Below are 23095 nucleotides of genomic sequence, written 5' to 3' on the forward strand. Positions count from 1 at the left end.
CTAAAATTTTCGATTAATATGTTGTCCTTTTCGCGTAACCCAATTAATGAAGTTATGGGTTTGCTCCCGACAAGTTATCGACTTTAGATAAAAAAGTAGCAATGAGATAGACACAGTAGGCACATAGAGTAACGCTTTCGATAGCAATGTCATTTCAGTGGTGAATTCGTACAGTGCCCAGAATGAAGCTAAGTAGCAAAAGACGATTGCCGATAGTTTAGCCGTGAGGTGTTTGATTCCTTTAATGTGTTTAGCTAGTTTGATGCTCATGAAGAGTACGAAAGACCATTCGCAAGCAACGAAACCAAGAACGAAAAGTATGATGTGCTCTTGCATGACAATCCATGGGAGTAAAGCCAGTAACAAAGCAATTCTGGCCATTTCCGCATAAAGCACCAGTTTGGTCTCGAATCGACCAACAACCAGTTGATTTAGCCATAGGCTGAGTTGACGAACCGCGACTAGGCAGACAACAACTGGAATCAATCGTTGAATTGGAGTGTATTGGCTGCCAAAGACGAGGTGGATTATTGATTCTCCAAAGAAAATTATGGATAGCAGTAATGGTAGCGATAGGTACAAAATAATAACGCCATTGCTCGCGGCGACATAACTTAGCTCCGACTGTTTTGCTTCGCTAATCCGACGTACAAATATTTTGTTTAAACCCAGTGTGATTATGTTGGCGGCGTTTGCGGTTATCATTAAACTCATGAAATAGAGGGTAAACGCTGCTAAGCCTGAAAATCTAGCTATTAAGACTTTGTCTAATTCGGTACCCAGATACTTCATGGCAGCAAAGATCATTAATGGCAATGAATAGGCCAAAAGACGAAATGCTAATGGTTTGTCGAATCCTAACTGAAAGGGACGGGTAGCCCACCAATGAGAAAGGGTCGTGCTCATCGTATGTCGAAATAGAAATGAAACGAAAAATGCCCAATGAGATTGCCATATCAGCGCACAAAGCAGCGCCACTAATATTGAGCTTAAGTCCGCGGTTATTCCTATTCTTGCACTTTTGCTAAAGTCGTTTTGGCGATGTAATCGTTGTGGGTCTAGGTGGCGTAGACCGTTAATAAGTGGAATGACTGCTAAAAAACGGTAGTCAAACAGATCACTTGGAATTCTGAAAAAATCATTTAGAAGTGGTGCAAAGGTAAGCAAGGTAAGCGACAGAATCAGCCCTCGAACGAGGTTGATGGTTTGTAACGTTGCCTGAAAGCTCAGCTCATCGCCATCCTTTGCTCGCTGCATATAGAGCTCATGACTTATTACTCCGAATTGTTCGGTTAGAGTAATCACTAATCCGAACGTCAATGCCACTGAAAAACTGTCGGGGCTTAGAATGCGCGCAAAAATCACGTTTCTAAGTAGCATTGAAACAACCGAGCTTAAATAGGTACTGGTTGCTAGTAGTGCCGCTGACGAATAATTTAGCACCGGTATTGTCCTACAAGGCTCTGGTTGCGCTTCGGCGTTCTAGCTTTTCGTATTGCTTAACCTTTTTTGAAGATTGTCTTTTTGTGGATGCGCCTACGCAGGTGGCTAACACAATGAAGTAGACACAGACCATTTGTCCCCAAAAATGCACTGTTGATGCCACCAAGGTCATTCCGAGAGCGCAGATGAACCAAGCTTGTATCAATCTTCTGTCTCGCCGGCTTTCTGAAATTCGACTGCTTCGCACTGCTTTTCTAAGAACCAATATCACGAAGACAGCGAATAGTATGAGCATTGTGATGCCGTGTCGAAGCATTACCACCAACCAGAAGCTGTCTACGGTATTTTGCATGAGAATGCGCCAATAATCATTTTCGAGTACGTTGAAGATTTCGATGTCGTATCCGTAGCCAAATACCATTCCCCAGGTTGACTGAGCAACCACATCGAAACTGAGTATCCACATATAATACCTAGCGTATCCAGTGGTAGGGTTCAGCAATAAATAGCTGAACATGACTCTGATAGGATCTCTGTTTGAAAGAACATCGATAAATAGGTAAGCAAGGGCGAGAATTGCAACGAGAATCAGCCATTTGTTTCGGTAACGCTGCATCGTGGTGGCCCAAGCATACAGACTGAGTTGGACCATCGCCGAAAGAATTGGAGCCGATGAAGCTGATAATATCGCACCACCTATCGAAAAAGCCAAAATCCATAGGTATCTGCGTTTTAGACTCATCATATTGAGACTGAGTGCTACTGAGGTGGTGCAAAGGGTGCCGAACAAAATAGCATGATCCAATGGGCCTAACGCGCGCCAGATACCAAACCTTTGCTCGGCCATTCCTGTATAGCTTTCACCAACCAGAGCATGAGCCAGTTGATGGGTGAAGTGTTGCCCGAGTAAAGCTTCAGGAAGTCCCAAAAAAAATAGGACCGCAGTCATCTGAAATACATATTTCGCAAGCTCAACGCGGCGGCTCCTGCTATTTACCAAAAGCCTGACTAGGAAATAGGGCACCGCCATTTCAAGCGCAAAGATCCCCCCGGATTCAATCGATGCGGCGAACCCCGTGTTCATCCCGAATGAGATAAATGGCCAGATGATCAGTAAGACAGCGAGCAAATCACAGGAATTCCAGTTGACTCTGTGAGCTTTTGAGATCATCTGCTTCAAGATATATGGCGTAAGTGCAATCAATACAATACGGTAAACACTAAGCGCGAGATCCCCTACCTGAACACCGATTTCATCGGGAATTAAAAATGATAGGATAAGGATGCGTAATGCTAACAAGGTAATCGTCCTAACTATTCGTAGCCCATAGATTTAGCTATGGTTTTAGGGTTTTTGGAACTGTTTTTTCGGATTGGTAATAGCCCTAAAACTCGTCGATAGGCTAAGCCAAAACGGATTCGATGATACTCGACACTTAGAAAGGTGATTTTGCTGCAAACTGCGTATAGAGGAAGTTGGGATCGCCACTTCTTTCTCATATAGCCATATGCTTTTGCGTAACTGCCTCCTAGAGAGTTGACTCGTTTGCTGTTGTGGACAACCGGGGCATAAATCGCATAATTCTCCAGGCCAGAACTACGGGAAATCGCGCAAATGTCAGTTCCGTATAAGTGAAATCCGGGTAATTCTGGGTCAAATTTTAGTTCCTTTTCATTGTTTACAACAAGTAGCAATTCATCGAGTGTTTCGACGGGGGTCGGAGTACTGAATTTTTTTCCTAGTTCTCGGTTTAAGCCAGAGTCCCACACTTGGCCTATTTCCATTCCTTGTTTATTTTTACCGAACACCCCTAAAACGCCCCAAGCACTGGGTTTCAGAGTTTGTATTTGTAGAAGTAGATTGTTAATCCAAGCCTCGGGTAAGTAGACATCTTGATGTACAAAGATGATGGCTTTTTTATTTGCAAAAAACGTCAAGCCTTCATTGTACGCGAGACTCGCCGATAGAGCGCCTCGCACTTCGAATATAGGCACTAATGAGCGTTGGTGTGTTTTAGAGCGTAGGAGGTTGTTGTTTAGCACCGAGTCGTCTGAAACGGCCACAACGATTCCCAAGTCTGAAAGTTCAATCATCAGCGGAGAGAGTTTGGTTTACGGTGATTTGTGCAGCAAATTGCCAATAGGCTGAGTCCGGGCCATAGACCAATTGGGCGAGGTACGATAATAATAAACGAGGACCTCCGTCGCGCGCTCCGTAGCGATTAATTCCTTTCAACTTGTTGATCTTCCAATTGCAATCATTAAGTACGTTTTCTAGACTTTTCTTGGTAAAAAAGCGCAGGTGCGTATGATCTAATATACCCGACTCTCGATATTGCCAGTCGCGACCAAACAGGAAGTGGTTTATGTTACTCAAAAGGCGAGCATTAGGAATTGATAGAATCAAATGTCCCTTCTTTGCGAGTTTGGTTTTTATGTGCTCTAAAAACCAAACGTGATCTACCATGTGTTCGATCACGTCATTGCAAATAATCAGATCGAAGTAGTGATTGGGAATTTCTTCGCTCACAGTGTCATACGGCCCCACGACAACCGTGTCTAAGATGGACTTAGCTTTGTCGGCGATTGAGGGTTCAGCCTCTACTCCCCAATACTCATGTTTTTGCATCAGATTGCGCCTAAAATAGCCTTCGCCACACCCTATCTCAAGTACCTTAGAGTACTGTTGGGGAATAAATTCCGTTAGTTCTGGTCTTTGAGCTTGATAGTAGACTGGGTTTGGCATGTTGCAAAAGGGAGTGTGTTGGATGAAAAAATCTAAGCCATCTCAGACTCGAGTGCGTCACGCAACACGAAATAAGACTGGTAAGACTTAATAACTTCTGAATAACTGATAGGCTAGTTTTAGTTTGCCACGACCCCACTCCTTGAAACATCTGAGTGGGTATAATATGACGTTTTCTATTTTTATGGGCAAATTTTTCTCTTCAGGTAGCGGCGTCAAGTCGGTCGAGAAATTTTGCGCGACCACTTGATTATTAACACGGTAGCCTCGGACTCGGTTAGATATGTTTCGATTGTGTATGACTTGAAGCCACATGGCTGGTTGCTCAATATTGATTATATCGGCCAATTCGCTCAGGCGAGTATGTTGCTTTTTCCAAATTGTATTGTTATTGCTTGAAAAAGGCTCGACCAACGTCGTAAAGGCATTGCTTGTGTCTCTATGCTCGTATGCTCTTCCATTGGAAAATACGATGCCATTGTCGAAGTTTACGATGCGACTTTCGTTTATTGGAATTGTGCTTTGAATTCGGTGGATGTGATGGATGAAATTCTTGTTTAGGGCATCGTCATTATCTAATCTCGTCGTGATCAATGTCTTAGTCTGCTTTTCAGCAACTTCGTCTATGATTGAGTTGATTGCTGAATGCAAAGAACCTCGTAGCCATATTAGCCTGATGTTCTTGTGAGCTTTGACCATGTTCTTGGCCCGCGCTTGATGTGCGTCTGAAGTTTGGCTGTCAAAGAATACTAGCCATAGGAAGTCCTGAGATGTTTGCGCCGCCATGGAAGGTAGGCATACCGATTCAAATAGTGTAAATCGTTCATCCAACCAAGCGCTGCTTTGGCGTAACTTGCGCTCTCTACCCTTACTTGGCAGATTAAACCGAGTAAGAACAATATGGAGAATGTCAGCGGTAGCCTTAGTCATAAGGTTAACGAGGCCCTTAGGGTGAAACTATGCCAATGCCCATATTGCCTTGGTTTCGATCAAATACGATCTCCGTGGTGTCATAACTCCGCTTCAACTCATTCCAAAATCTGTCGACTTGTATTGATGGGTCGAACCGGTTTTTAATCACGTCATGAAACACGATGATGCCATTTTCAGACAGCAATGAGCGATAAAGAGCAAAGTCTTTTTTGACGCCTTCATAGCTGTGGTCTCCGTCGATCATAATCACGTCAAACTTGCCATTCGGAGACAACGAACTAGCCTGATCTCGGCTCGATTCATGGTGAGAATCGCACCTGAGAAAGTGGAGTGATTGGCTTTCTCTTTTGAATTCTTGGTAGAGAGCGGATTTCCACGTTGGGTAACCTCCGCCATTAATACCGCCCGGCAAATCAATGCTAACGACGGTGGCACTGGGGGCGGCGGCTTGGCAAAATAAAAATAGTGTGCCACCTTTTGCCGTACCGATTTCCAGAATGCTCTGGGGTTTAAGAGTATTAATCCTTTCAATAAGGCTCAGCATTTCTTGGCGTTGCTGAATTGGGCGAAAGTAACCGTCGGCTGCGTTCCAGATAAACTGAACCCAAGCTTCAGGGGTGTCCTCTATGTTACGCTCCACCAGAGCATTAAGCGCAGCCTGTTTGTGAAACCTTTCTCTGATGGACTTAATCGCATGATGAAGTTTGATCAGCAGATTAATTCCCAATGTGAATTTTCCTCGTGAGCGAAGAAGTCGTAGCCTATGTTTTAAGTTACTTAACATGTGGAGATTGTGTAAGAAGAAGCCTCTGTCCTGTGCAACGCATCGGTGTTAGTAACCTATGAATGTCAATGGTCCAAACACCAGCTGCGCTTTACACAAGCATAGCGCAGCAAGTGGTTGGTTGCGATTGTTTTTCAATTCCTTTTTAATGAACGCATCTCCCAATGTTAGGTGTTAAGGGTATAAAGGCGCCAAAGCGGTTTTTCTTGCATTGGTCTTATTATTTTTAATCCAATCTCTTCCTTCGTCGAGAGCGGATTCTAGATCGCCAATATCTGGTGCTTTCCCATTATTAAACAAATGGCTGTCAAGGTGCTCTAAGGCCTGTTTGAACGAAGAAGAGTCGACATACCTGGATAGGTCGGACAGTGAACATGGTTGGTTCGTTTCCAGAGCAAGTTGTCCCCAAAGTCTGATTGATTCGCGAATTTTATGCGAATCACCTGTTTTTAAATCGGACAATAGAGTTTTCCACGCTTGTTTTTCAGAGGTGTTGGGCTCGTGAAAATCGGCTTTGGCGCGTCGATTTCTGAGTATGAAAAACTGAGCCGCGCACAACATCGCCAGAAGCAACGAAACTGATTGCCATAATATTAGGTTTAGATTGCCGCTCTGGTTTGATTGGTTTGAGCCACCGGAAGTCTTTGCAGAATCGGCATCTTGTTTGTTATTCGATGGGGGTAGTGTGGTTTGATTTGCTGAAGCGTTTCCGGCCGCAACTTTAATTGTTTCAGCTGGCAGGGTGGCTTCCTGCCACTTATTAGCACCAACATCCCACCAATTTAGTGTGATCTCAGGTAATTCTAGGACACCCGCTTGGGACGGAACTATTGCGCTGGATTCGACTCGAGTTGCGACTAAGCCTGTCGCCGTATTCTGAGTGTGCAATCGTGGTTTTTCATCGTAACTTTTGTAGGGCTGATCTGTCTGATTGGGCGATTTTAGCGGAGCAATGGCCGTAGCCCGTTGAGAGTTTGCGGTTACCACAATGGTTCTTGTTATCGGATCCCCAACCGTGGCGCTGCTCTTGTTTTCGGACCATTCTGAGCGAATTGAGACTGAGCTCGCTGGGAACCATTCGTGTAAATCGCTAGGTATTGTCTTTACGTCAATAGTCACTTCGTCTGTTCTGGCCAAGACTTGATTGCCGCTCGAACCAAAAAAACTGCGACGTCCCCCTTCGACTCCAGTGTAAGTGAGGGAAGGGATTCTCAATACGCCAGGTGTTTTAGCAAAAACCGAAAACTTCAATTCAACGATTTGCCTGGCAATACCATTGTCTACGCGCCTAAAGCTGTTTTGAGAGAGTGTCTCAACTTCGGCGTTATCCAGCTCGAAGGGTGCCCCGTTTAGGTCTCCAACGCCGTTTTTTGCCGATAGTTCAATACTCACTATCATCTCTTGACCTGGATAGACTGAATCAAGGTTTGTCGAAATCGTCGCAATTAATGGTGACGTCGATCGTGAGTTCAAGTCCGGGTTATCACTTACTTGAATTTGAATTGGTCTACTCTTATCCCCGTTTAGGTTCAGCACTGGAATTTCTAAAACGCCAGCGCGCTTCGGGGTTAGAGCTAGGACCCATTTAGTTTGTGCCACTTGTTTTGTTTCGCCATTAACAATCGTGATTGAACTGTTGCTTTGAGGGCGCAGGCTTAGAATTTCGAAATCGCTTTGCAATGAAGAAACGTCTAACTCTGAGGCATCGCTTTTTTGATCATATTCAACCACCAAAGAAATGATGTCGTTGAGGCCCACCACGTTCTTATCTACGGTGCTTAATAGAGTTGCCGCTATCGACACATTAACTAATGTCGACAAAGTCAACATACTAATCCACAGTAAAACTTTTTGTTTGCTGTCTTTTTTCATCAATATCGTTCCTCATTACTGCCACTTTTGGTATCAGTAGAGCTGCGCCTTTCCCGTTCGATTTGTTGGGCTTGAAATTGGAACTTTCGCCTGAGTAAACCGGCCGGGTCATCCTCAATGGATCTGAGCCATTGTTCACTGTTTGTGGATAAAGTTGCAGTTTTTGGTTCAGTATCGGTATCTTCATTACTCTCAGCTTTTGACTCAGAATTTGGAGACTCATTTAGCTCCTTCTGATCTGCCGAGGCGCGTTCGTTATCTGGCTTGTTTTGAGACACATCCTGTTCTTGTGTCTCGGTTTCGCTCGACTGCTGAGATGCGTCATCTGAGCTTGTCGGATCATTCATTTTGTCGTTCTGCGAAGGTTTTTCGTTTGACTGTGTGGATGAATTAGAACCGTTTTGTTGGCCTGATGAGTCGTCTTTAGACTTCTGCTCTTCGGCTTCTTGTTGCTGGTTGGAGTCAGAGCTTTGAGACTTCTTGTCTTGAGTGTTTTCTGTCTGGTTATTGTCGTCACTCGATTCAGACTGTTGATCGTCGTTAGGCGCGGATTCTGGCTCAGACTCACGCTGCTTGAGCAACTCTTCTACCACGCGTCTATTGTGAATGGCATCTTCGTTGTCAGGGGAGAGGTTGATCACTCTATTGTAGGTTTGTAAGGCGTCTTCAAGGTCACCGTTAAGTGCTTGAGCGTTTGCTTTATTGTATAAGGATTGAACATCCTCGTAGGGAGCCAACGTGGAAACCACCTGTTGGTAGTCGCCATTTCGAAAGTGCGCAATCGCTGCCCACTTATCATCTGAAAATAGCGCTGCGGCGGAAGCGCTATCACCATTATCTAGTAATTTAGTCGCGCGTTGATCTTTGTTATAGAGGTAATTTGACCATTTTTGGGCGTCGTCGCTTGCCTCAGTCGGTAACGGTATGATGGTGAAAAAAAGAATGCCGTATATGATTCCTTTTCGAAACAAAAGCAACATTAATGGCAAAGACAGCAGCACTAGCAAATAGGCCATGTCTTGCCATGCATCGTATTCAACGCTATTTTGTTTATCATTTTTACGGCCTTGATTAAGGTTGGTAAGCCTGAGAATTCGCTGAGAGTCTACATTGTCGGGTCGTTGTACGACAAAGTTTCCTCGAGTTTTAGACGAAAACGCTTGCAAGGATTGCGTATCCAAAGACGTGGTAATGATGTTGCCGCGTTGATCACGTAAAAAGCCACCATTTTTGGTTGGTATAGGTGCTTGATCATTAGCACCGATACCAAGAATAGATAATGAGCGAGATGATGTTAGTCTCTGAGCCACCGTATTGGCCGCCGCATCTGACACCCCATCAGTGATCAGAATGATTTGCCCCGCAGGAAAACCAGCATCATCAAAAAGTTTTTCAGCCTGTTGTATAGCATCCTCTAGGTTGCTTCCGGCTTCAGGCATATATTCTGGCGAAAGAGCTGGCACCAGAGCAGCGATCGTTCTAGGGTCATCTGTGAGAGGGCTTACTGTATGGGCTGTACCTGCGTAAACAATCAAGCCAACTTGTCCATCTTTTACCGTGTCTAGGAGATCGAGGAGCTCGAACCTAGCGATGGTAATTCTATTGGGTTTTATGTCCTCTGAGAGCATCGAGGGAGAAAGATCCAAAACTAAAACGGTTGCGTTTTCGTTGCTTAAACTTGGGATCGTTTCCTTTATCCAAGAGGGGCCGGCAGCGCCGACAATAAGCAACAACCAAATTAGTAGAAGCCACCAACGAAGCTGACTACGCCTTGAGTCATGATTTACCCTAAGTGCCTTTAAGGCGGCTTGGGGAAGGTGGTCGGCCCAAAGAGTATGGCTGATTCTATGAATGCCAAAAAACCAGACTAGAAGCACGACCGGTAGTAACAAGAACCACTCAGGGCGAAGGAAGTGAAAGTTTGCGAGCATTTTCGATTACCTCCCTAGCGCCTGACGTCGAATTAGAGCGACCAGAATTAATAGTAAGATTGCGATAGCGATGGGCCAATGAATTAGGCTTTTCTGTTGGCGAAACGTTTGCTCTTGAGGCTTAGGTTCAAGCTCATCAAGTTTTTTATAAATCTCTATGAGAGATCTAGGGTCGACCGCTCTGAAGAACTGACCGCCGGTGGTGGACGCTATATTTTGAAGGCTGGTCTCATCAATTTGGTTACGCACATTAACGTCTCTGATTCGGCCAAAACGATCGCGGACCTTTTTACTTTTAGCGCCAACGCCGACCGTGTGGATTCGAATGCCAGCTTCCGCCGCAATGGTAGCTGCTTGATTGGGGTCACTGCCCGCGGAGTTAGCCCCATCGGTTAGCAATATCAGGACCCGACTTTCCGTTGGGCGGTCGCGTAAACGCTTTATTGCTAAGCCTATCGCATCGCCAATGGCCGTTGCGCGCCCCGCGAACCCTGGTTGAGCCTCTTGAAGCTGTTGTTTCACCGTCTCTCGATCATGCGTGAGTGGTGTTTGCAGATAGGCTTGCTCCCCGAACAAAATCAGCCCTAGTCGATCTCCGGTTCGATTTTGAACAAAGTCTCCAACCACGGCTTTAACCGCGGTAACTCGTTCCACGTATTGATTATTTATCAACATGTCTGCTTCTCGCATCGAATTGGAGATATCGACGGCTAACAGTAAATCACGCCGATCCTGCGGCAACGTGATGGGATCGCCAATCCAGCTTGGTCTAGCGGATGCAATAACAAGACATGTCCAAGCCAGCCAAAGCAACGAAATACTGACAATTTTAAACGAAACGTGAGAGTTAACATTGCTATCAAGCGCTGTCAAAATTTGATAAAACGGAACTTTAATAGCACCGGAGGTAGAATTCTTTTCCTGTAACATCATCCTCACTAAAAACGGCAGAGGAATGAGCACAAGAAGCGCTGGCCAGTGCAAATTAATCATGCTTATGCTCCTTGCTAAAAAGTCGGAGTATGTTTGAAAATTTACGTCTACTTTGTTCAGGTTTGGCTTTTTTAATCCAACTTGACACTTCCTGATGGAGTTCCTCAACATTGATGTTCGGTTCAGGCTTGTGACGTTCTTTTAGCAACGCTGCTATCGCATTGTCGCTTAGTGTGAACGTCGACCCTGAATCAAGCGCGTTGAGAAAAGGCGTCTCAAGCTGGCTCATTTGGGTGTTTTCAGAATGAACCTGTGCGCAACATCTACGAAGAATTTGATTTGCGTTTGTTGCGTAAGTCTCTGAATTTTCTGTTTTCTTCCAGGTCGAGAAATGGTTTTTTAATTGAGTTAACGCGCTCTTCTTGTAACGGTGTCGCCGGCGATATTCTAATGTAAAAAGTAGAATGTAAAAGAGTGATGCTGTCAGTACGGCCAATAAAACCCACCAAATTGGAGCCCATGGCCACCAACTAATTTCAGGCGGTAAATGCACGTCTCGTAGATTGGCTTTCAGCGCTTCCAGTGTCTCTTGATTCATTAGCTGATTAACCGCGATAGGCCTGAATAAGACTGTCTTTGGCACTGACTGTGGTACTGGCCTTCATCAAGTGGGCTTTAGCAAGTGCGGCCGCGCGGCTGATTAACTCCGCGTGAGTATTGAAAGAATCTTTATACGTTTGATGGACCTTACCGCTGATGGAGACGTTTTTGGACTCCAGCCCGTTACTAACGGGCAGGGTGCTGCGTTGCGGCAGAGCTTGTTCAATGGGGTCAAAAACATGAACTAGCGTCAAATCGTTGTGTTGTGAAATGGTAGTCAGAATCTTCAATGAATCCGAATTGAGGTCATTAAAATCGCTGATCACGAAAACCGCTGAACCCGGGCGTACAACGCGAGAGCATTCGTTTAGGCAGTGAGTCAAAGACAGTTTTGAGTTGGCAACAGAAGTAGGTTGTTCAAGCAGTTGGGTATTAAGCGTATGGATGTTGTGAATTAACTTCATGACAGCATGTCGATTATTCTTTGCTCGAACATCCAATTCAACGGTGTCACCAATCACTTGGCCGCCAATTCGGTCTCCTGAGGCTAAGCTCGCCCATGCCAAGGCCGTTGCTAATTCGGCCGCCAAAACCGATTTGAATTGCTGAGTTGAACCAAAAAACATGGCACTGCGTTGATCGACGATGATGTGGCATGGTCGCTCGCGTTCTTCTCGGAACAGTTTTGTGTACGTTCCACTGGCTCGAGCCGTGACTTTCCAGTCAATAGTGCGGATGTCGTCGCCAGGCTGATAGCGCCTGACTTCTTCAAACTCCATACCCCGACCTCGAAAACGAGAACGAGTGTTACCCAGCAAAGCACTGGTAGCAGCCTTACTTGAAAAAAGCGCTAATTTGCGTGCCCAATGCCTTGAGACTAGCAATTTTTGTTGGTCCGTAATTATCCCGTGGACCGAAGCGTCTTTATGCGAGAGTGGTGTGTTCACATTGCTATTCCAGAAAATCCGCAGTGCTTGCGATTACGCGATGGGCACGCGTGAGAGCAATGTGTCAATCAAATCGTCACTGGTGATGCCTTCTGCTTCCGCTTCGTAACTTAGAATGAGTCTGTGGCGTAAACAATCATGAGCAATAGCTTGGACGTCATCAGGTGAGACATAGTCTCGTTCATTAAGCCATGCGTGTGCTCTAGAGCACCGATCTAACGCAAGGGTTGCTCGGGGACTGGCTCCAAACTCCAGCCACTTACCCAATTCGCTGCCATACTTCTCTGGTTTACGAGTTGCAAGAATAAGCTGCACGATATATTCCTCGACGGCCTCCGACATATGAAGTTTTAGTACTTGTTTGCGAGCCTCCAAAATAGAGCTTTGTTTTATTTCTTCCGCTAAATTGGGCAACGCGGATTCTAATGCTTCTCCGCGAGCGAGCGCTAAAATGTCACGTTCCGCGCTCTCGTCAGGGTAGCCAACTTGTACATGCATAAGAAATCTGTCTAACTGAGCTTCAGGGAGAGGGTATGTTCCTTCTTGCTCAATCGGGTTTTGTGTGGCCATGACCAAAAACAGGTTTGGCAAGTCCATGGTTTCGCGGCCAACCGTGATTTGTCTCTCGGCCATGGCTTCAAGCAATGCAGATTGAACTTTTGCGGGGGCACGGTTGATTTCATCTGCTAGGACCAAATTATGAAATATCGGCCCGGCTTGAAATTTGAATGAGCCCGTTTCAGGTCGATATATCTCCGTTCCGGTAATATCGGATGGGAGTAGGTCTGGAGTGAACTGGATGCGTTGAAAGCTTCCTTCAATCCCTTCAGAAAGTGTTTTTATGGCTTTTGTTTTCGCTAAACCTGGGGCGCCCTCAACCAGTAGGTGTCCGTCTGCCAGAAGTGTTATTAGTAAGCGTTCAACTAACAAAGGTTGGCCGACGATTAAGCTAGATAGCCATTCGCGCAGTGAGTTAAAAGAGGAATACATTCAGTGAACCGTGTGTTTGTAAAATCATCAGTAACGTTGGAGCGTGCTTGCAGAGCTCTCGATTGATAAGTAATAAATCCTAAATTTTATTTTTCAACAAAATCCATAGAAAAATATCTAAAAGCATTGAGCTTTCAATCACGGCATTCTATTCAATTTTTATGGCTTGGAAAGCTAATTTGGATACACGTCCGCAAATAACATAGATAAGACCGTAAATAACATTGAGTTGCCTCACCCATTAGGCGTAGCCTGATCGGTGTATAAGCCAAAATAGGTGCGCAACAATGACAGTGACTCGATCATCAAAATTTCTTGTCTTTCTAATGATTTTATTGGCGCTCGGTTTTGCTACGATTTACCTATTGCCGCTTGGAATGCCAGATTCTTCATCGTATTTCGAACCGGTTGGTAGTCGACAGTTGCAGGACGATGAACTTGGACAATTAATATCCGTTGAAGAAACTTTTTTTAGTCTGTCACTTCATGGCGATGAGTTTAACGGCTGGAACACCGACCACCAGGATTTCTGGAAGTACTCAATTGCGTTTGCTGCTTACGGAATACCATCCCTGATCATGATCGATCCCGATAATAGAACGCGTTATCAAGCATTGATGGATACGATGATTTGGAAGATGAAGTCAAAGCGTGTTTGGTCGGATTTTACCGAACGGGGGTTTGGCTCAGACCCTATCACGGTACAAAATATAATGTACAAAGGGCATCTCAATCTAATGTACGGGCTTTATCAGCTGGCCACCAATGATACTCGTTATGAATTGGAGTATACCTGGCTAACAAAGCAGCTCGTGGAGGAAATGAGAATTCATCATCGTGGTGAGTATGAAGGCGTGACCTGTGAACCGGGCGCTTGGTTTGTGGAGTGTAATGCGATAGGGATGATGAGCCTGCTTGTGTACGATCATTTGTATGGGACGCGCTATACGGAAAATGAAGTTCAGTGGTCGATTGAATTTATAGAACGGCGAATGAGCGATCCGGAAACAGGGTTGTTTTACAGAGCCTATCTACCGAACCATGATTTAGTGAAGAAGCAACTGAGTGGTTATGCCAACGCTTGGATACTTTCGTTTCTCAACCCCTTTTTAGGAGACGAATTTAAGAGTGTCTATCCTTCATTCAAAGATACGTTTGTTGAGCAATTTGGTCCCTACGCGGCTGTTAAGGAGAGAGAGTCCGGGGACCCAGACCAAGTTGCGCAAATTTTTGCAATGTGGGCAGCGAAGGAACATAAGGATGTTGAGCTTTTTAATAAATTGCGAAACTCAATTGATAAATTTGGAGGCTTGGGAGCGGACCCCCAAAATGACGGATTGGCGTACGACGACCCTAATAGTGTGTTGATTAATGGTGTAATCTTAGCCAGTAAGGTTCACTTGGGCTGGGAGGCAATATTTGAATATGCTTGGCCTTCATTGGATAAAACACGCGATATTCCAAATGTAGATGGGATCACTTGGTCACAGATTTTGCCACAGCATGTCTTTAGCAGTAAAGACGGCGCTTTGGACGTGGTGCCAAGTGCTCCTTTGTCCAGGGCATGCCCCGCGTGTTATTGGGGCCGTTATCAATCCATCAGAATGGAGCACGATCAGAATACGAACCGTTGTAGTACTTCTGATCTAGGTCGATCAAATAGTCGTTGCGATGTCGGTTTGGTTCGGCCGAAAGACGTTGAGAACGAGTAGGGGATTAGGCCAATGCTTCTAATTGGGTTGAATCTAGGTGAAAAGTATTGAGTTGCAAGAAGCTCGTAGGATTGATTGAGAAATGGTCGCATAGGAAAAAATCAGTAGCGCGACTTCGAATTTTATTTGAAAAATACAGTAAGCCGCACTACTCAATTGCAGTTGAATTCGGGGTTATTATCGCCAGGGTTGGAAAAGCGATAAGTAATAAATTCAACTCTAATATAGGAATAAACGGGGGTTGCCGTTCTGACCACTGACTACAAAACAGTTTGTCTGCCTTCAAAACATACCTAAACCTGCTTTTAGCATTTTGTGGCTGTTTCTTTCCTATACAGACAGAATACGATTGACTTGGCATTCAGACAAGATAGATTATAGTGAAATCATTATTCAGAAATTCTAAATAGTATGGATAAATTAGGGGATATCGAACTATTTGTAACGGTGGTGAAGCTTAAGGGAATGGCGATTGCCGGCCGTAAGCTTGGAATGTCGCCTGCCAGCGTGACCGCCAGATTAAACCGCTTAGAATCCGCTTACGGCGTTCGGTTGTTAACTCGCACGACCAGGCAAATATCCTTAACTGACGAAGGGGCCCTATATTACAAGCATTGCTTGAAAATAATAGAAGAAGTACATCTGGCAGACGAGAGTCTAACCAGTATCGACGGTGAACTAAAAGGTCATCTAAAGATAACGGCAACGGTTGATATTGGGAAACAGTACGTGTCCCCGGTATTGAGTGAGTTTGTTCGAAGACACCCTAAAGTCAGCGCTCACTTACAACTCATGGATCACGTTGCAAATTTGGTTGAGGGAGACTATGACCTTGCTATCAGGTTTGGTGGGTTGGCCGACAACAGGATGGTGGCTCGCCGACTCTGTGCCAATCGAAGGGTGTTGTTTGCATCGCCAGATTATTTAGCAAAGAACGGAACTCCTCTTTCACCTGAAGATTTGGTGAACCATCAATGTTTAGGGCTTGCAAGGGAGGACCAAAGCTTGAACACATGGCATTTCGTTAAAAATGGGAATAATACTTCAATGATTATCCATCCTACCTTGACGTCAAATGATGGGGCTATGATTCGGCAGTGGGCATTGGATGGTAATGGTATTGCTCTTAAATCTTACCTTGATATCAAGTCAGACGTGGACAATGGGCTGTTGGAAATTTTCATGGAGGAGCATCGGCCAGACTACTTTTCCGATCGAGATCAAAATAGTGCGGACCTATTTGCGGTTTATCCGAGTAAAAGCTATCTTCCTAACCGCGTGAGTCATTTCATAGCGTTGCTTCTTGATACTTTTGATGATCAATGACGCTGCCTGACTAAGGTTGCTCTAAGCTTCTAATGTAAACATCTGTATAGAGCGCTAGTTTTAGCACCCTATACAGACTGTCGTTGAGCCTATTTTATCGGGGCTAGAAGCCGTGCATCGGTGACAAGTTTGCGCACTCCATGCGCTTTGTTTTCTTTGAATACATTGCTTTCGCACCACTTTCCAATCGTGTTTATGTTTAGTTTTGCGCATTGTGGGCGCACACTCCACGTCACTTGAAGTGGCGAGCAGGCCTGTTCACTGTATTTCGGGCCGGTCGTTGAGCCCATGAACTCAACGGGTATTCCTGTGGTGTCGGGTAGCCCCTTTGCTTGATGAAATCCATTTTGCTGATTTCCTTGATATGAGAGATCATTAAAATTTAAAGCGCCGTCGTCGTTAACCAACGTAAATACCTGAGTCTCTACACGTAGGTCTGGATTTGCGCAGGCTTCGGACAAGCAAGATCCGAGTCCCGGTCCTGGTGACACATCGCAACTAGTATGTACCCAATGTACTTCTATTGTGTCACCCGGTTTTAAACCCTTGCAGACTTCATTAGAGGGCGCCTTTAATTCAGCTTCAGTTAAACTCTTTGAAATACCACATTGATACCCACTTCCGTATCCATCTTGGCCGTCGCCCGCGTAAATAGCGAAGTCTTTGGCTTTATGTTCGGCGTTGGCATGAAAATGAATGTTACACAAATTCATTTCACTCGACGGTGGCGCCAAATCGAAAACAACGGAGTTGCTGCCTGCCTTAGAATCAATGTCTCTGGGCGTTTGGCCAGCGTAGCCCTGACAAACTGAGCCTGGGTTAGATTCACTGTGTTTACCATGCCCATCAGCGATCGCTTGGCTGGTCATACTAAGTAGGGAAAGAATGGCCGTGGCGACCATGGCGTTTCTAAAAAGACGGTTTGGTTTCATAGTACCCTCTGATTGGACGTTTGGATTAGTCTCGATTTATGTAGGGGGAGAGTTTACCTCTACGATGGTGAAAATCCAGTTATTGCAGTGTATTTAGTTCGGTGGGGCAGAATCACCTGTCACACGGGTAGTCTATTTTCAGGGATTGATAAACTTTTTTTGCCAATTGTTCTGAGTTTCGTTCGGCATTTTTGACGTGCTCGAGCGTTTCTTCGGCGAGTTCAAGGATTGTTTGATGTGCAGGTAAGCAAAAGCCAGCTAACTCGGTTGCTGAACGACCGCCACGATTGCCTAGACGAGTTCGTAGTGCGCGTTCAGCGTAGGTGGTTTCGGCCAGTGTAATTGACTCAATGATCGCCGTATCGGTCAAAAGCGCTCCTTGTATGAAGCCTTTGATAAAGGATCGGCATGCGGACATTGATTGTGAGTCATCTTTACACTTCAGTACTTGTGTCGTCGAAGGATCATCTGTGTCTAATCCAGTGATTTTAGATGTTAGTGGTCGACCCTCGTTGGCTTCAACGGCACCAAGGATCGCCAGCGCGAATACTACGAATGCAAGAGCAGCTAGTCTATGTTTCATTGTGATTCTCCAATAGTTTGTGATGGTGAGTGGTGTTGTTCTCTAGGTGTTGTTCTTTAGATGAATTTAGTACAAAAATTGCTAGGGCCGCCGAGGCAAGTGAGCCAATGATGACACCAAGTTTCACCGTGGTTTGGTACGCCATTGCTTGATCTTCAAACGCCAAAGTTCCAATAAAAAGGCTCATAGTGAAGCCAATACCACAAAGCAGGGTGACTCCGTAAAACTGAGACCATGTGGCGTCTTTAGGCAACGACGTCAGTTTTAGCTTTATCACGGCCCAACACACGCCAAATATTCCTATTTGCTTGCCGACGAATAATCCCAGCGCTATACCAAGGGTGATCGGATTGAGTAATGTGGTTAGATCAATGTCGCCCAAATGAACTCCCGCGTTGGCGAAGGCAAAGAGTGGCAGTACAAAAAATGCTATCCAAGGGTGTAACCCGTGTTCCAGATGAGGCAGCATTTCGTGTCCGTCGTCGTTCTTTAGCTTTAACGGGATAAACCACGCTATGGCAAATCCAGCCAGTGTGGCGTGAACTCCTGATTTAAGTACAGCTGCCCAGACAACTAATCCAATCAGGGTATAGGGCACGAGATTGTTCACCCTAAAGCGATTGAGTAAAAACAGCATTGTTAAGCCAACCAAACTAATTCCTAGAGACAAGGTAGAGAGGTCTGCAGAATAGAATAGGGCGATAATAACAATGGCGCCGATATCGTCGAAAATTGCAACACTAAGCAAAAACAGTTTCAGGGAAACGGGCAGTCGAGTTCCAAAAAGGCTGAACACGCCTAGCGCAAAGGCAATGTCGGTTGCTGACGGGATTGCCCATCCGCGAATTCCAATTGGGTCTTCCGAGTTGAAAAACAAGTAAATCAGTGCGGGGAATGCGATACCGGCGATTGCAGCCACGGCCGGTAATAATACTTGCTGTGGCGTTGATAGGTCTCCAATCAAAACCTCGCGTTTCACCTCAAGACCGATCAATAGGAAAAAAAGTGCCATCAGTCCGTCATTCACCCAAAGTAGGAGCGGTTTGGAGATTTCAAAGTTCCCAAAGACAACTTCCACGGGAATGGAAAGAAAGCCTCGGTATGCGTCATAAGCCGGAGAGTTCGCTAACATCATTGCGACGAGCGCGGCGAAAACGAGTAGTGCGCCGCCGAATGAAGGGTGCTGAATAATCTTTTTTGCGTTCATTGTTTCCTCAAAATATTGAGGCATAAGTATGAAGGCAAAATAACTTCTTTATATTCGAACTAAATTTAAATATTATCAGGTTCTGTCGAATATTGGGCGAGGCTAGTGTCGGTGAAACAACTTAATTTTAATCATTTGCAATATTTCTACGCCGTTGCGCGCGAAGGAAGCGTGACTCGGGCTGCGCAGGTATTGAATGTTACACCTCAAACCGTGAGTGGTCAGCTTGCGACGTTTGAGGAATACATTGGAGCCCCATTGTTTACGAGGCAAGGCAAGAGGCTTGAACCCAATAGTCTAGGGCAAATTACGTTGAGGTATGCGGATGATATATTTAATTTAGGAAGTGAGCTATCTCGAACTTTGGCTTCACACGATACCGCTCAAGTAGCAAATTTTAATGTGGGAGTGGTTGATGCTATTCCAAAAGTAATGGCTTTTGAGATGCTCAATGATTGCTTTGATCTAGAAAATAGTTTTGTTATTGAGTGCCATGAAGGAGATTTATCGAGCCTGTTAGCGGATTTATCTGTAAACAAATTGGATCTCATTATTTCTGATCAACCTTTGCCTGTCGGGGTTAGTGTTCGAGCGATAAACAATTATTTGGGCCAGACAGGCGTTACTTTTTTTGCACGTAAAGAGGAATGCTCGAAATATCTACCTGATTTTCCTGAATCTTTGAATCGAGCGCCTTTTTTGATGCCGGGAAAGAACTCAGCCTTGCATCAAAACCTCGAATCTTGGTTTGTGCAGTCTAAAATTTCACCCAAGATTGTGGCTGAATTTGAAGACAGCGCATTGTTGAAGTTTTTTGGACAAACAGGGAGAGGGATATTTTGCGTTGCAACGGCCGTTGAACGAGATGTGTTAGACCAGTTTGATGTTGGTATTATAGGCCGAATCACCGAGGTTTCGGATCGTATTTACGGCATCTCACCCGAACGCAAGATTAAACACCCAGCGGTCGATATTGTGTTAAAGGCAGCGCAAAGGATACTTGCCAATGACTAGAAGAGTAAGTCCCTCGCGAAGAGGCGAGGGATACGGTAAGTCTAGTCGACCCAAGATCATTGTCTATCACTTAGTGACTTCTATATAAGCATTTAGTCCAAGAAGAATCAGCGTTACGTAAATCATGATTGCCATAGTGGTTACCTGGTTAGAGTTGGTTTGTGTATCACTTAATCTGTGTATAGGTATGTATATGGCGATGATTGTAGGTATATAAAACAGATATAAACGTAATTATTGTTCGATAAAACCTTATGATCTTTGTTGCTGAAACATAAGAAAAGACTAAGAACGGTCGAAAAGTAGGATGTTTCGGGGTCTCCAGTCGCAGGCATAAGCGTTGGGTTGTCCTTAGGGCGTTGTTTAATAGAAGGGCTCTTAAAAGCAACGAAAACTGATTGATGGAGTGTAAGACACTGTAATCAAGCCTTAAAGACTGTGGCCAATGAGTTAGATGCTGCAGGGTTCCACGACGAAATGCAGAGCAAAAAAAAGGCCACCGTATATCGGCAGCCCCAAGAAGGAATCTCTCTTGCTAAGGCGAAATAGACGAATGGCATTCGTCTACGTTGGGCGTGTTTCTGAAGGATATTTCTGAGATCGATAGTTGCATGGCGTTGTTTGATCGAAGTACAAACGGCGACGTCACACGATCCAGTTGAACGCCATGTTTTTCGAAGCATGCTAGGCTAATATTGAGTTCTTGCCATTCATGCTTAGCCAGCTTTTGTAGATCATTGGATAGGTCTATTGCTCCGGAGCAGTCAACGCCACACTCCATGCCGACTGTGACAGGTGCCACAATATCGCTGTCTAAACGAATGTTTAAAAATAGCGATTGCTTAGCTTTCCGTTGGTTTGTCAGATCTAATATTGAGCCGCTGTTAAATGCAAAGGCCGCATCTTGTTTGGATTCGAAGGTTATCTGTCGTGCATCTTCTTGCACTGTTTTATCGATGGTTCTGACAGTCATTCCATCGATTGCCAATACATTACTGGTCATCTCAGTAGAATTATTTTTGTCTTTTGCGATTGCCGAAAAGTTTGGCCCAACGAGTTTCTTAAATATCACGATATTGGACTCTTCACTCTCTTTTAATTGTTCGACATTCAGAGGCTGATTTAGCGTTGGCCAGTCTTCATGGGGCTTAGATGAATAGCTAAGTCCATAACCGTAAGGCAATAGTGGGGCGTAGTCTTCGTCGTATCTGTTTACCTGCGATTGAGTCGCAGATGCTGGCCAAGAGTAAGATAGTCGGCCGGTGAAATCGTGCTTTATCGCGCTTGCCGGATTGCTTAAAATCACATCACTTACTCCTATGCCTTCACTCCCCGGAAGCCATGCCGCGACAAATGCGTCTGAGGCGTTGATCTCGGCATTTACATAAAGCGGACGACCTGATATGAATACGGAAACCACGGGAATTCCAGCTGATTTAAGTTTCTTGAGAATTGCTAAGTCTGTCTTATTGCTGTGTTGATACGCTAAGTTATTAACGTCGCCCACTCCCTCAGCGTAAGGTTCTTCTCCAAAGACAACGATTGCCACGTCAGGTCTCGTTTTGTAACTTCCATCTTCAGACAGTTCAATTTTTCCGCCAGCGGAGTTTATCGCCTGTTTCAGTCCATCGAAAATAGATGTGCCACCGGGAAAATCATCATTCGTGTTATTGGTTCCTTGCCAAGTTATAGTCCAGCCACCGGACTGTTTGCCAATGTTATCAGCGGCATCTCCAGCGACCAAAATACGTTTGCTAGGATCAATTGGGAGCACGTCCCCCTTATTTTTTAACAAGACTAATGACTCACGCACGGCTTGACGGGCTATATCTCTATGTTCCTTAGAGCCAATTATGTCGAGTTTGCCTGATAAGGGTCTGTTGGCGGGGCTCGGTTTTTCAAACACGCCTGCTCGAAGTTTGACTCTTAATATTCGGCTGACGGCGTCATTGATTCTGCTTTCTGGTATTTCACCATTTTTAACCTGAGCAATGGTGTTCTTCATGAGAGGTTTCCAGGAATCACCCGAGGCCATAAATACGTCCAACCCAGCATTGATGGTTTTGCTGCAGTTTTCGTTTGTACAGCCTGGAATTTGACCATGGCCAAGCCAGTCCCCAACGACGAAGCCGTCAAACCCCATTTTTCCTTTTAAGATTTCAGTTAGAAGGTAGTGGTGCCCATGCATTTTTTGACCATTCCAGCTATTGAATGATGCCATCACCGTTTGTGCGCCTGCCGACAATCCCCCGACGTATCCTTGAGCATGAACGTTAAATAAGGCTTGCTCATCGTCAATATTATTGCCTTGATCAACGCCGTTTTGCGTACCTCCATCTCCTAGAAAATGTTTTACCGTTGAAATAACGCGTCGATCGCTTAGAAAGTCGCCATCAACTGGCCCTTGTAGACCTTTGACGATCGCTTCTGAATAGCTTTTAACGATGTCTGGGTCTTCTGAATAACCTTCATAGGTTCTTCCCCAGCGATCGTTTCGCACCACGGCTACCGTTGGCGCAAATACCCAGTCGATGCCTGTGGCCATAACTTCACGTGCCGTGGCTTCGGCAATTTTTTCGATTAGTGACGGGTTATTGGCAGCGCCAAGTCCGATGTTATGAGGAAACAATGTGGCTCCGATAACGTTATTGTGCCCGTGCACAGCATCTGTACCCCAGATTGCAGGTATCGTCGAACCGTCCAGAGAATCATCTACAGAGGCTTGATACATGTTTTCCGCTAAGGTGATCCAGTCTTGAGGGGTTGCGTGTTTATTGTTGTTAGGAAATGCGCCACCTCCGTTGAGAAATGATCCAAATCCATATTTGCGCATGTCTTCTACGGTGAAATCACGGATTTCCGGTTGTATCATTTGAGCAATCTTTTGCTCAAGAGTCATGGAGGACAGAATTTCAGTTATTTTGTGCTCGATCTTAGTATCTTGAATGCGTGAATAGTCCAATGCGGGCCAGATATCAGAGTTCGTCGACCTCTGTGAGGTGGCTACTTTCTTACTGGCATCGATGCCATCATCAGAATTCGAGGTCGGTAAGGAGTTTGGATGTGAACAGGCACTAAGGAGAAGGCCCATGCCCGCCCAAATAGCCATTGTAGCGGCAAGCTGTTTAACTGGTTTGCCTTT

The 23095-nt window shown here is 45.1% G+C and carries 19 protein-coding genes; 3 read left to right on the forward strand and 16 right to left on the reverse strand.

Annotation, left to right across the window (positions count from 1 at the left end):
* The 12 genes from ABWW54_RS05470 to ABWW54_RS05525 all read right to left on the reverse strand — a co-directional run bounded on the left by ABWW54_RS05470 (position 1) and on the right by ABWW54_RS05525 (position 13179).
* Entirely contained in the window at positions 1-1443 is a 1443-nt protein-coding gene (locus tag ABWW54_RS05470; RefSeq protein WP_353410968.1) for an oligosaccharide flippase family protein, read from the reverse strand.
* Between the two features lie 10 nt (positions 1444-1453).
* Complete coding sequence (locus tag ABWW54_RS05475) at positions 1454-2743, reverse strand: O-antigen ligase family protein (RefSeq protein ID WP_353410970.1); 1290 nt, start codon at positions 2741-2743, stop codon at positions 1454-1456.
* A gap of 14 nt (positions 2744-2757) precedes the next feature.
* The gene (locus ABWW54_RS05480; RefSeq protein WP_353410972.1) at positions 2758-3537 is read right to left on the reverse strand and encodes a glycosyltransferase; all 780 of its coding nucleotides are present in this window, start codon (positions 3535-3537) and stop codon (positions 2758-2760) included.
* Positions 3530-4189, reverse strand: coding sequence for a class I SAM-dependent methyltransferase (locus ABWW54_RS05485; RefSeq protein ID WP_353410974.1), 660 nt, complete (start codon positions 4187-4189; stop codon positions 3530-3532). Before ABWW54_RS05485 ends, ABWW54_RS05480 begins: the two co-directional genes overlap by 8 nt.
* Positions 4190-4276: 87 nt before the next feature.
* Positions 4277-5119: a glycosyltransferase gene (locus tag ABWW54_RS05490; protein WP_353410976.1), complete on the reverse strand. Its 843-nt coding sequence runs from the start codon at positions 5117-5119 to the stop codon at positions 4277-4279.
* Positions 5120-5135: 16 nt separating this feature from the next.
* Positions 5136-5849, reverse strand: coding sequence for a class I SAM-dependent methyltransferase (locus ABWW54_RS05495; protein WP_353410978.1), 714 nt, complete (start codon positions 5847-5849; stop codon positions 5136-5138).
* Positions 5850-6080: 231 nt separating this feature from the next.
* A complete protein-coding gene (locus ABWW54_RS05500; protein ID WP_353410980.1) occupies positions 6081-7778 on the reverse strand; it encodes a BatD family protein in 1698 nt (565 codons plus the stop codon).
* On the reverse strand, positions 7778-9709 hold the full coding sequence (locus tag ABWW54_RS05505) for a VWA domain-containing protein (RefSeq protein WP_353410982.1): 1932 nt from the start codon (positions 9707-9709) through the stop codon (positions 7778-7780). Before ABWW54_RS05505 ends, ABWW54_RS05500 begins: the two co-directional genes overlap by 1 nt.
* A gap of 6 nt (positions 9710-9715) precedes the next feature.
* Positions 9716-10702, reverse strand: coding sequence for a VWA domain-containing protein (locus tag ABWW54_RS05510; protein ID WP_353410984.1), 987 nt, complete (start codon positions 10700-10702; stop codon positions 9716-9718).
* The gene (locus ABWW54_RS05515; protein ID WP_353410986.1) at positions 10695-11240 is read right to left on the reverse strand and encodes a DUF4381 domain-containing protein; all 546 of its coding nucleotides are present in this window, start codon (positions 11238-11240) and stop codon (positions 10695-10697) included. The genes ABWW54_RS05510 and ABWW54_RS05515 overlap by 8 nt, the downstream gene beginning before the upstream one ends.
* A gap of 7 nt (positions 11241-11247) precedes the next feature.
* Positions 11248-12189 carry a DUF58 domain-containing protein gene (locus ABWW54_RS05520; RefSeq protein ID WP_353410988.1) on the reverse strand — a complete coding sequence of 314 codons (942 nt, stop codon included), beginning with the start codon at positions 12187-12189 and terminating at the stop codon, positions 11248-11250.
* A gap of 33 nt (positions 12190-12222) precedes the next feature.
* On the reverse strand, positions 12223-13179 hold the full coding sequence (locus ABWW54_RS05525; RefSeq protein WP_353410990.1) for an AAA family ATPase: 957 nt from the start codon (positions 13177-13179) through the stop codon (positions 12223-12225).
* A gap of 287 nt (positions 13180-13466) precedes the next feature.
* On the opposite strand from ABWW54_RS05525, the gene ABWW54_RS05530 reads away from it, so the two are divergent.
* Together ABWW54_RS05530 and ABWW54_RS05535 are read left to right on the forward strand one after the other, a co-directional pair.
* Positions 13467-14891, forward strand: coding sequence for a linalool dehydratase/isomerase domain-containing protein (locus ABWW54_RS05530; protein ID WP_353410992.1), 1425 nt, complete (start codon positions 13467-13469; stop codon positions 14889-14891).
* Positions 14892-15302: 411 nt separating this feature from the next.
* Complete coding sequence (locus tag ABWW54_RS05535; RefSeq protein ID WP_353410994.1) at positions 15303-16217, forward strand: LysR family transcriptional regulator; 915 nt, start codon at positions 15303-15305, stop codon at positions 16215-16217.
* Positions 16218-16306: 89 nt separating this feature from the next.
* On the opposite strand, the gene ABWW54_RS05540 is transcribed toward ABWW54_RS05535, so the two are convergent.
* The 3 genes from ABWW54_RS05540 to nhaA form a co-directional block, all read right to left on the reverse strand.
* Positions 16307-17149, reverse strand: coding sequence for a delta-class carbonic anhydrase (locus ABWW54_RS05540; RefSeq protein ID WP_353410996.1), 843 nt, complete (start codon positions 17147-17149; stop codon positions 16307-16309).
* 112 nt (positions 17150-17261) lie between these two features.
* Positions 17262-17732, reverse strand: a complete 471-nt coding sequence (locus tag ABWW54_RS05545) for a Rap1a/Tai family immunity protein (protein ID WP_353410998.1) — start codon at positions 17730-17732, stop codon at positions 17262-17264.
* A complete protein-coding gene (nhaA, locus tag ABWW54_RS05550) occupies positions 17722-18939 on the reverse strand; it encodes a Na+/H+ antiporter NhaA (protein WP_353411000.1) in 1218 nt (405 codons plus the stop codon). Before nhaA ends, ABWW54_RS05545 begins: the two co-directional genes overlap by 11 nt.
* A gap of 111 nt (positions 18940-19050) precedes the next feature.
* On the opposite strand from nhaA, the gene nhaR reads away from it, so the two are divergent.
* Positions 19051-19953, forward strand: a complete 903-nt coding sequence (gene nhaR / locus ABWW54_RS05555) for a transcriptional activator NhaR (protein WP_353411002.1) — start codon at positions 19051-19053, stop codon at positions 19951-19953.
* A gap of 535 nt (positions 19954-20488) precedes the next feature.
* Here the strand turns inward: nhaR and ABWW54_RS05560 are convergent.
* The gene (locus ABWW54_RS05560; protein WP_502907775.1) at positions 20489-23044 is read right to left on the reverse strand and encodes a glycoside hydrolase family 3 protein; all 2556 of its coding nucleotides are present in this window, start codon (positions 23042-23044) and stop codon (positions 20489-20491) included.
* Positions 23045-23095 lie beyond the last annotated feature (51 nt).

The organism is Arenicella sp. 4NH20-0111 (genome assembly GCF_040366405.1).
Classification (GTDB): Bacteria; Pseudomonadota; Gammaproteobacteria; order Arenicellales; family Arenicellaceae; genus Arenicella.

Bases quoted from the DNA above. Each gene is read 5' to 3' on its own strand.
- ABWW54_RS05480 (WP_353410972.1), bottom strand. From the start codon at position 3,537: ATGATTGAACTTTCAGACTTGGGAATCGTTGTGGCCGTTTCAGACGAC.
- ABWW54_RS05485 (WP_353410974.1), bottom strand. From the start codon at position 4,189: ATGCCAAACCCAGTCTACTATCAAGCTCAAAGACCAGAACTAACGGAA.
- ABWW54_RS05490 (WP_353410976.1), bottom strand. From the start codon at position 5,119: ATGACTAAGGCTACCGCTGACATTCTCCATATTGTTCTTACTCGGTTT.
- ABWW54_RS05500 (WP_353410980.1), bottom strand. From the start codon at position 7,778: ATGAAAAAAGACAGCAAACAAAAAGTTTTACTGTGGATTAGTATGTTG.
- ABWW54_RS05505 (WP_353410982.1), bottom strand. From the start codon at position 9,709: ATGCTCGCAAACTTTCACTTCCTTCGCCCTGAGTGGTTCTTGTTACTA.
- ABWW54_RS05510 (WP_353410984.1), bottom strand. From the start codon at position 10,702: ATGATTAATTTGCACTGGCCAGCGCTTCTTGTGCTCATTCCTCTGCCG.
- ABWW54_RS05515 (WP_353410986.1), bottom strand. From the start codon at position 11,240: ATGAATCAAGAGACACTGGAAGCGCTGAAAGCCAATCTACGAGACGTG.
- ABWW54_RS05525 (WP_353410990.1), bottom strand. From the start codon at position 13,179: ATGTATTCCTCTTTTAACTCACTGCGCGAATGGCTATCTAGCTTAATC.
- ABWW54_RS05530 (WP_353410992.1), top strand. From the start codon at position 13,467: ATGACAGTGACTCGATCATCAAAATTTCTTGTCTTTCTAATGATTTTA.
- ABWW54_RS05535 (WP_353410994.1), top strand. From the start codon at position 15,303: ATGGATAAATTAGGGGATATCGAACTATTTGTAACGGTGGTGAAGCTT.
- ABWW54_RS05540 (WP_353410996.1), bottom strand. From the start codon at position 17,149: ATGAAACCAAACCGTCTTTTTAGAAACGCCATGGTCGCCACGGCCATT.
- ABWW54_RS05545 (WP_353410998.1), bottom strand. From the start codon at position 17,732: ATGAAACATAGACTAGCTGCTCTTGCATTCGTAGTATTCGCGCTGGCG.
- nhaA (WP_353411000.1), bottom strand. From the start codon at position 18,939: ATGAACGCAAAAAAGATTATTCAGCACCCTTCATTCGGCGGCGCACTA.
- ABWW54_RS05560 (WP_502907775.1), bottom strand. From the start codon at position 23,044: ATGGGCCTTCTCCTTAGTGCCTGTTCACATCCAAACTCCTTACCGACC.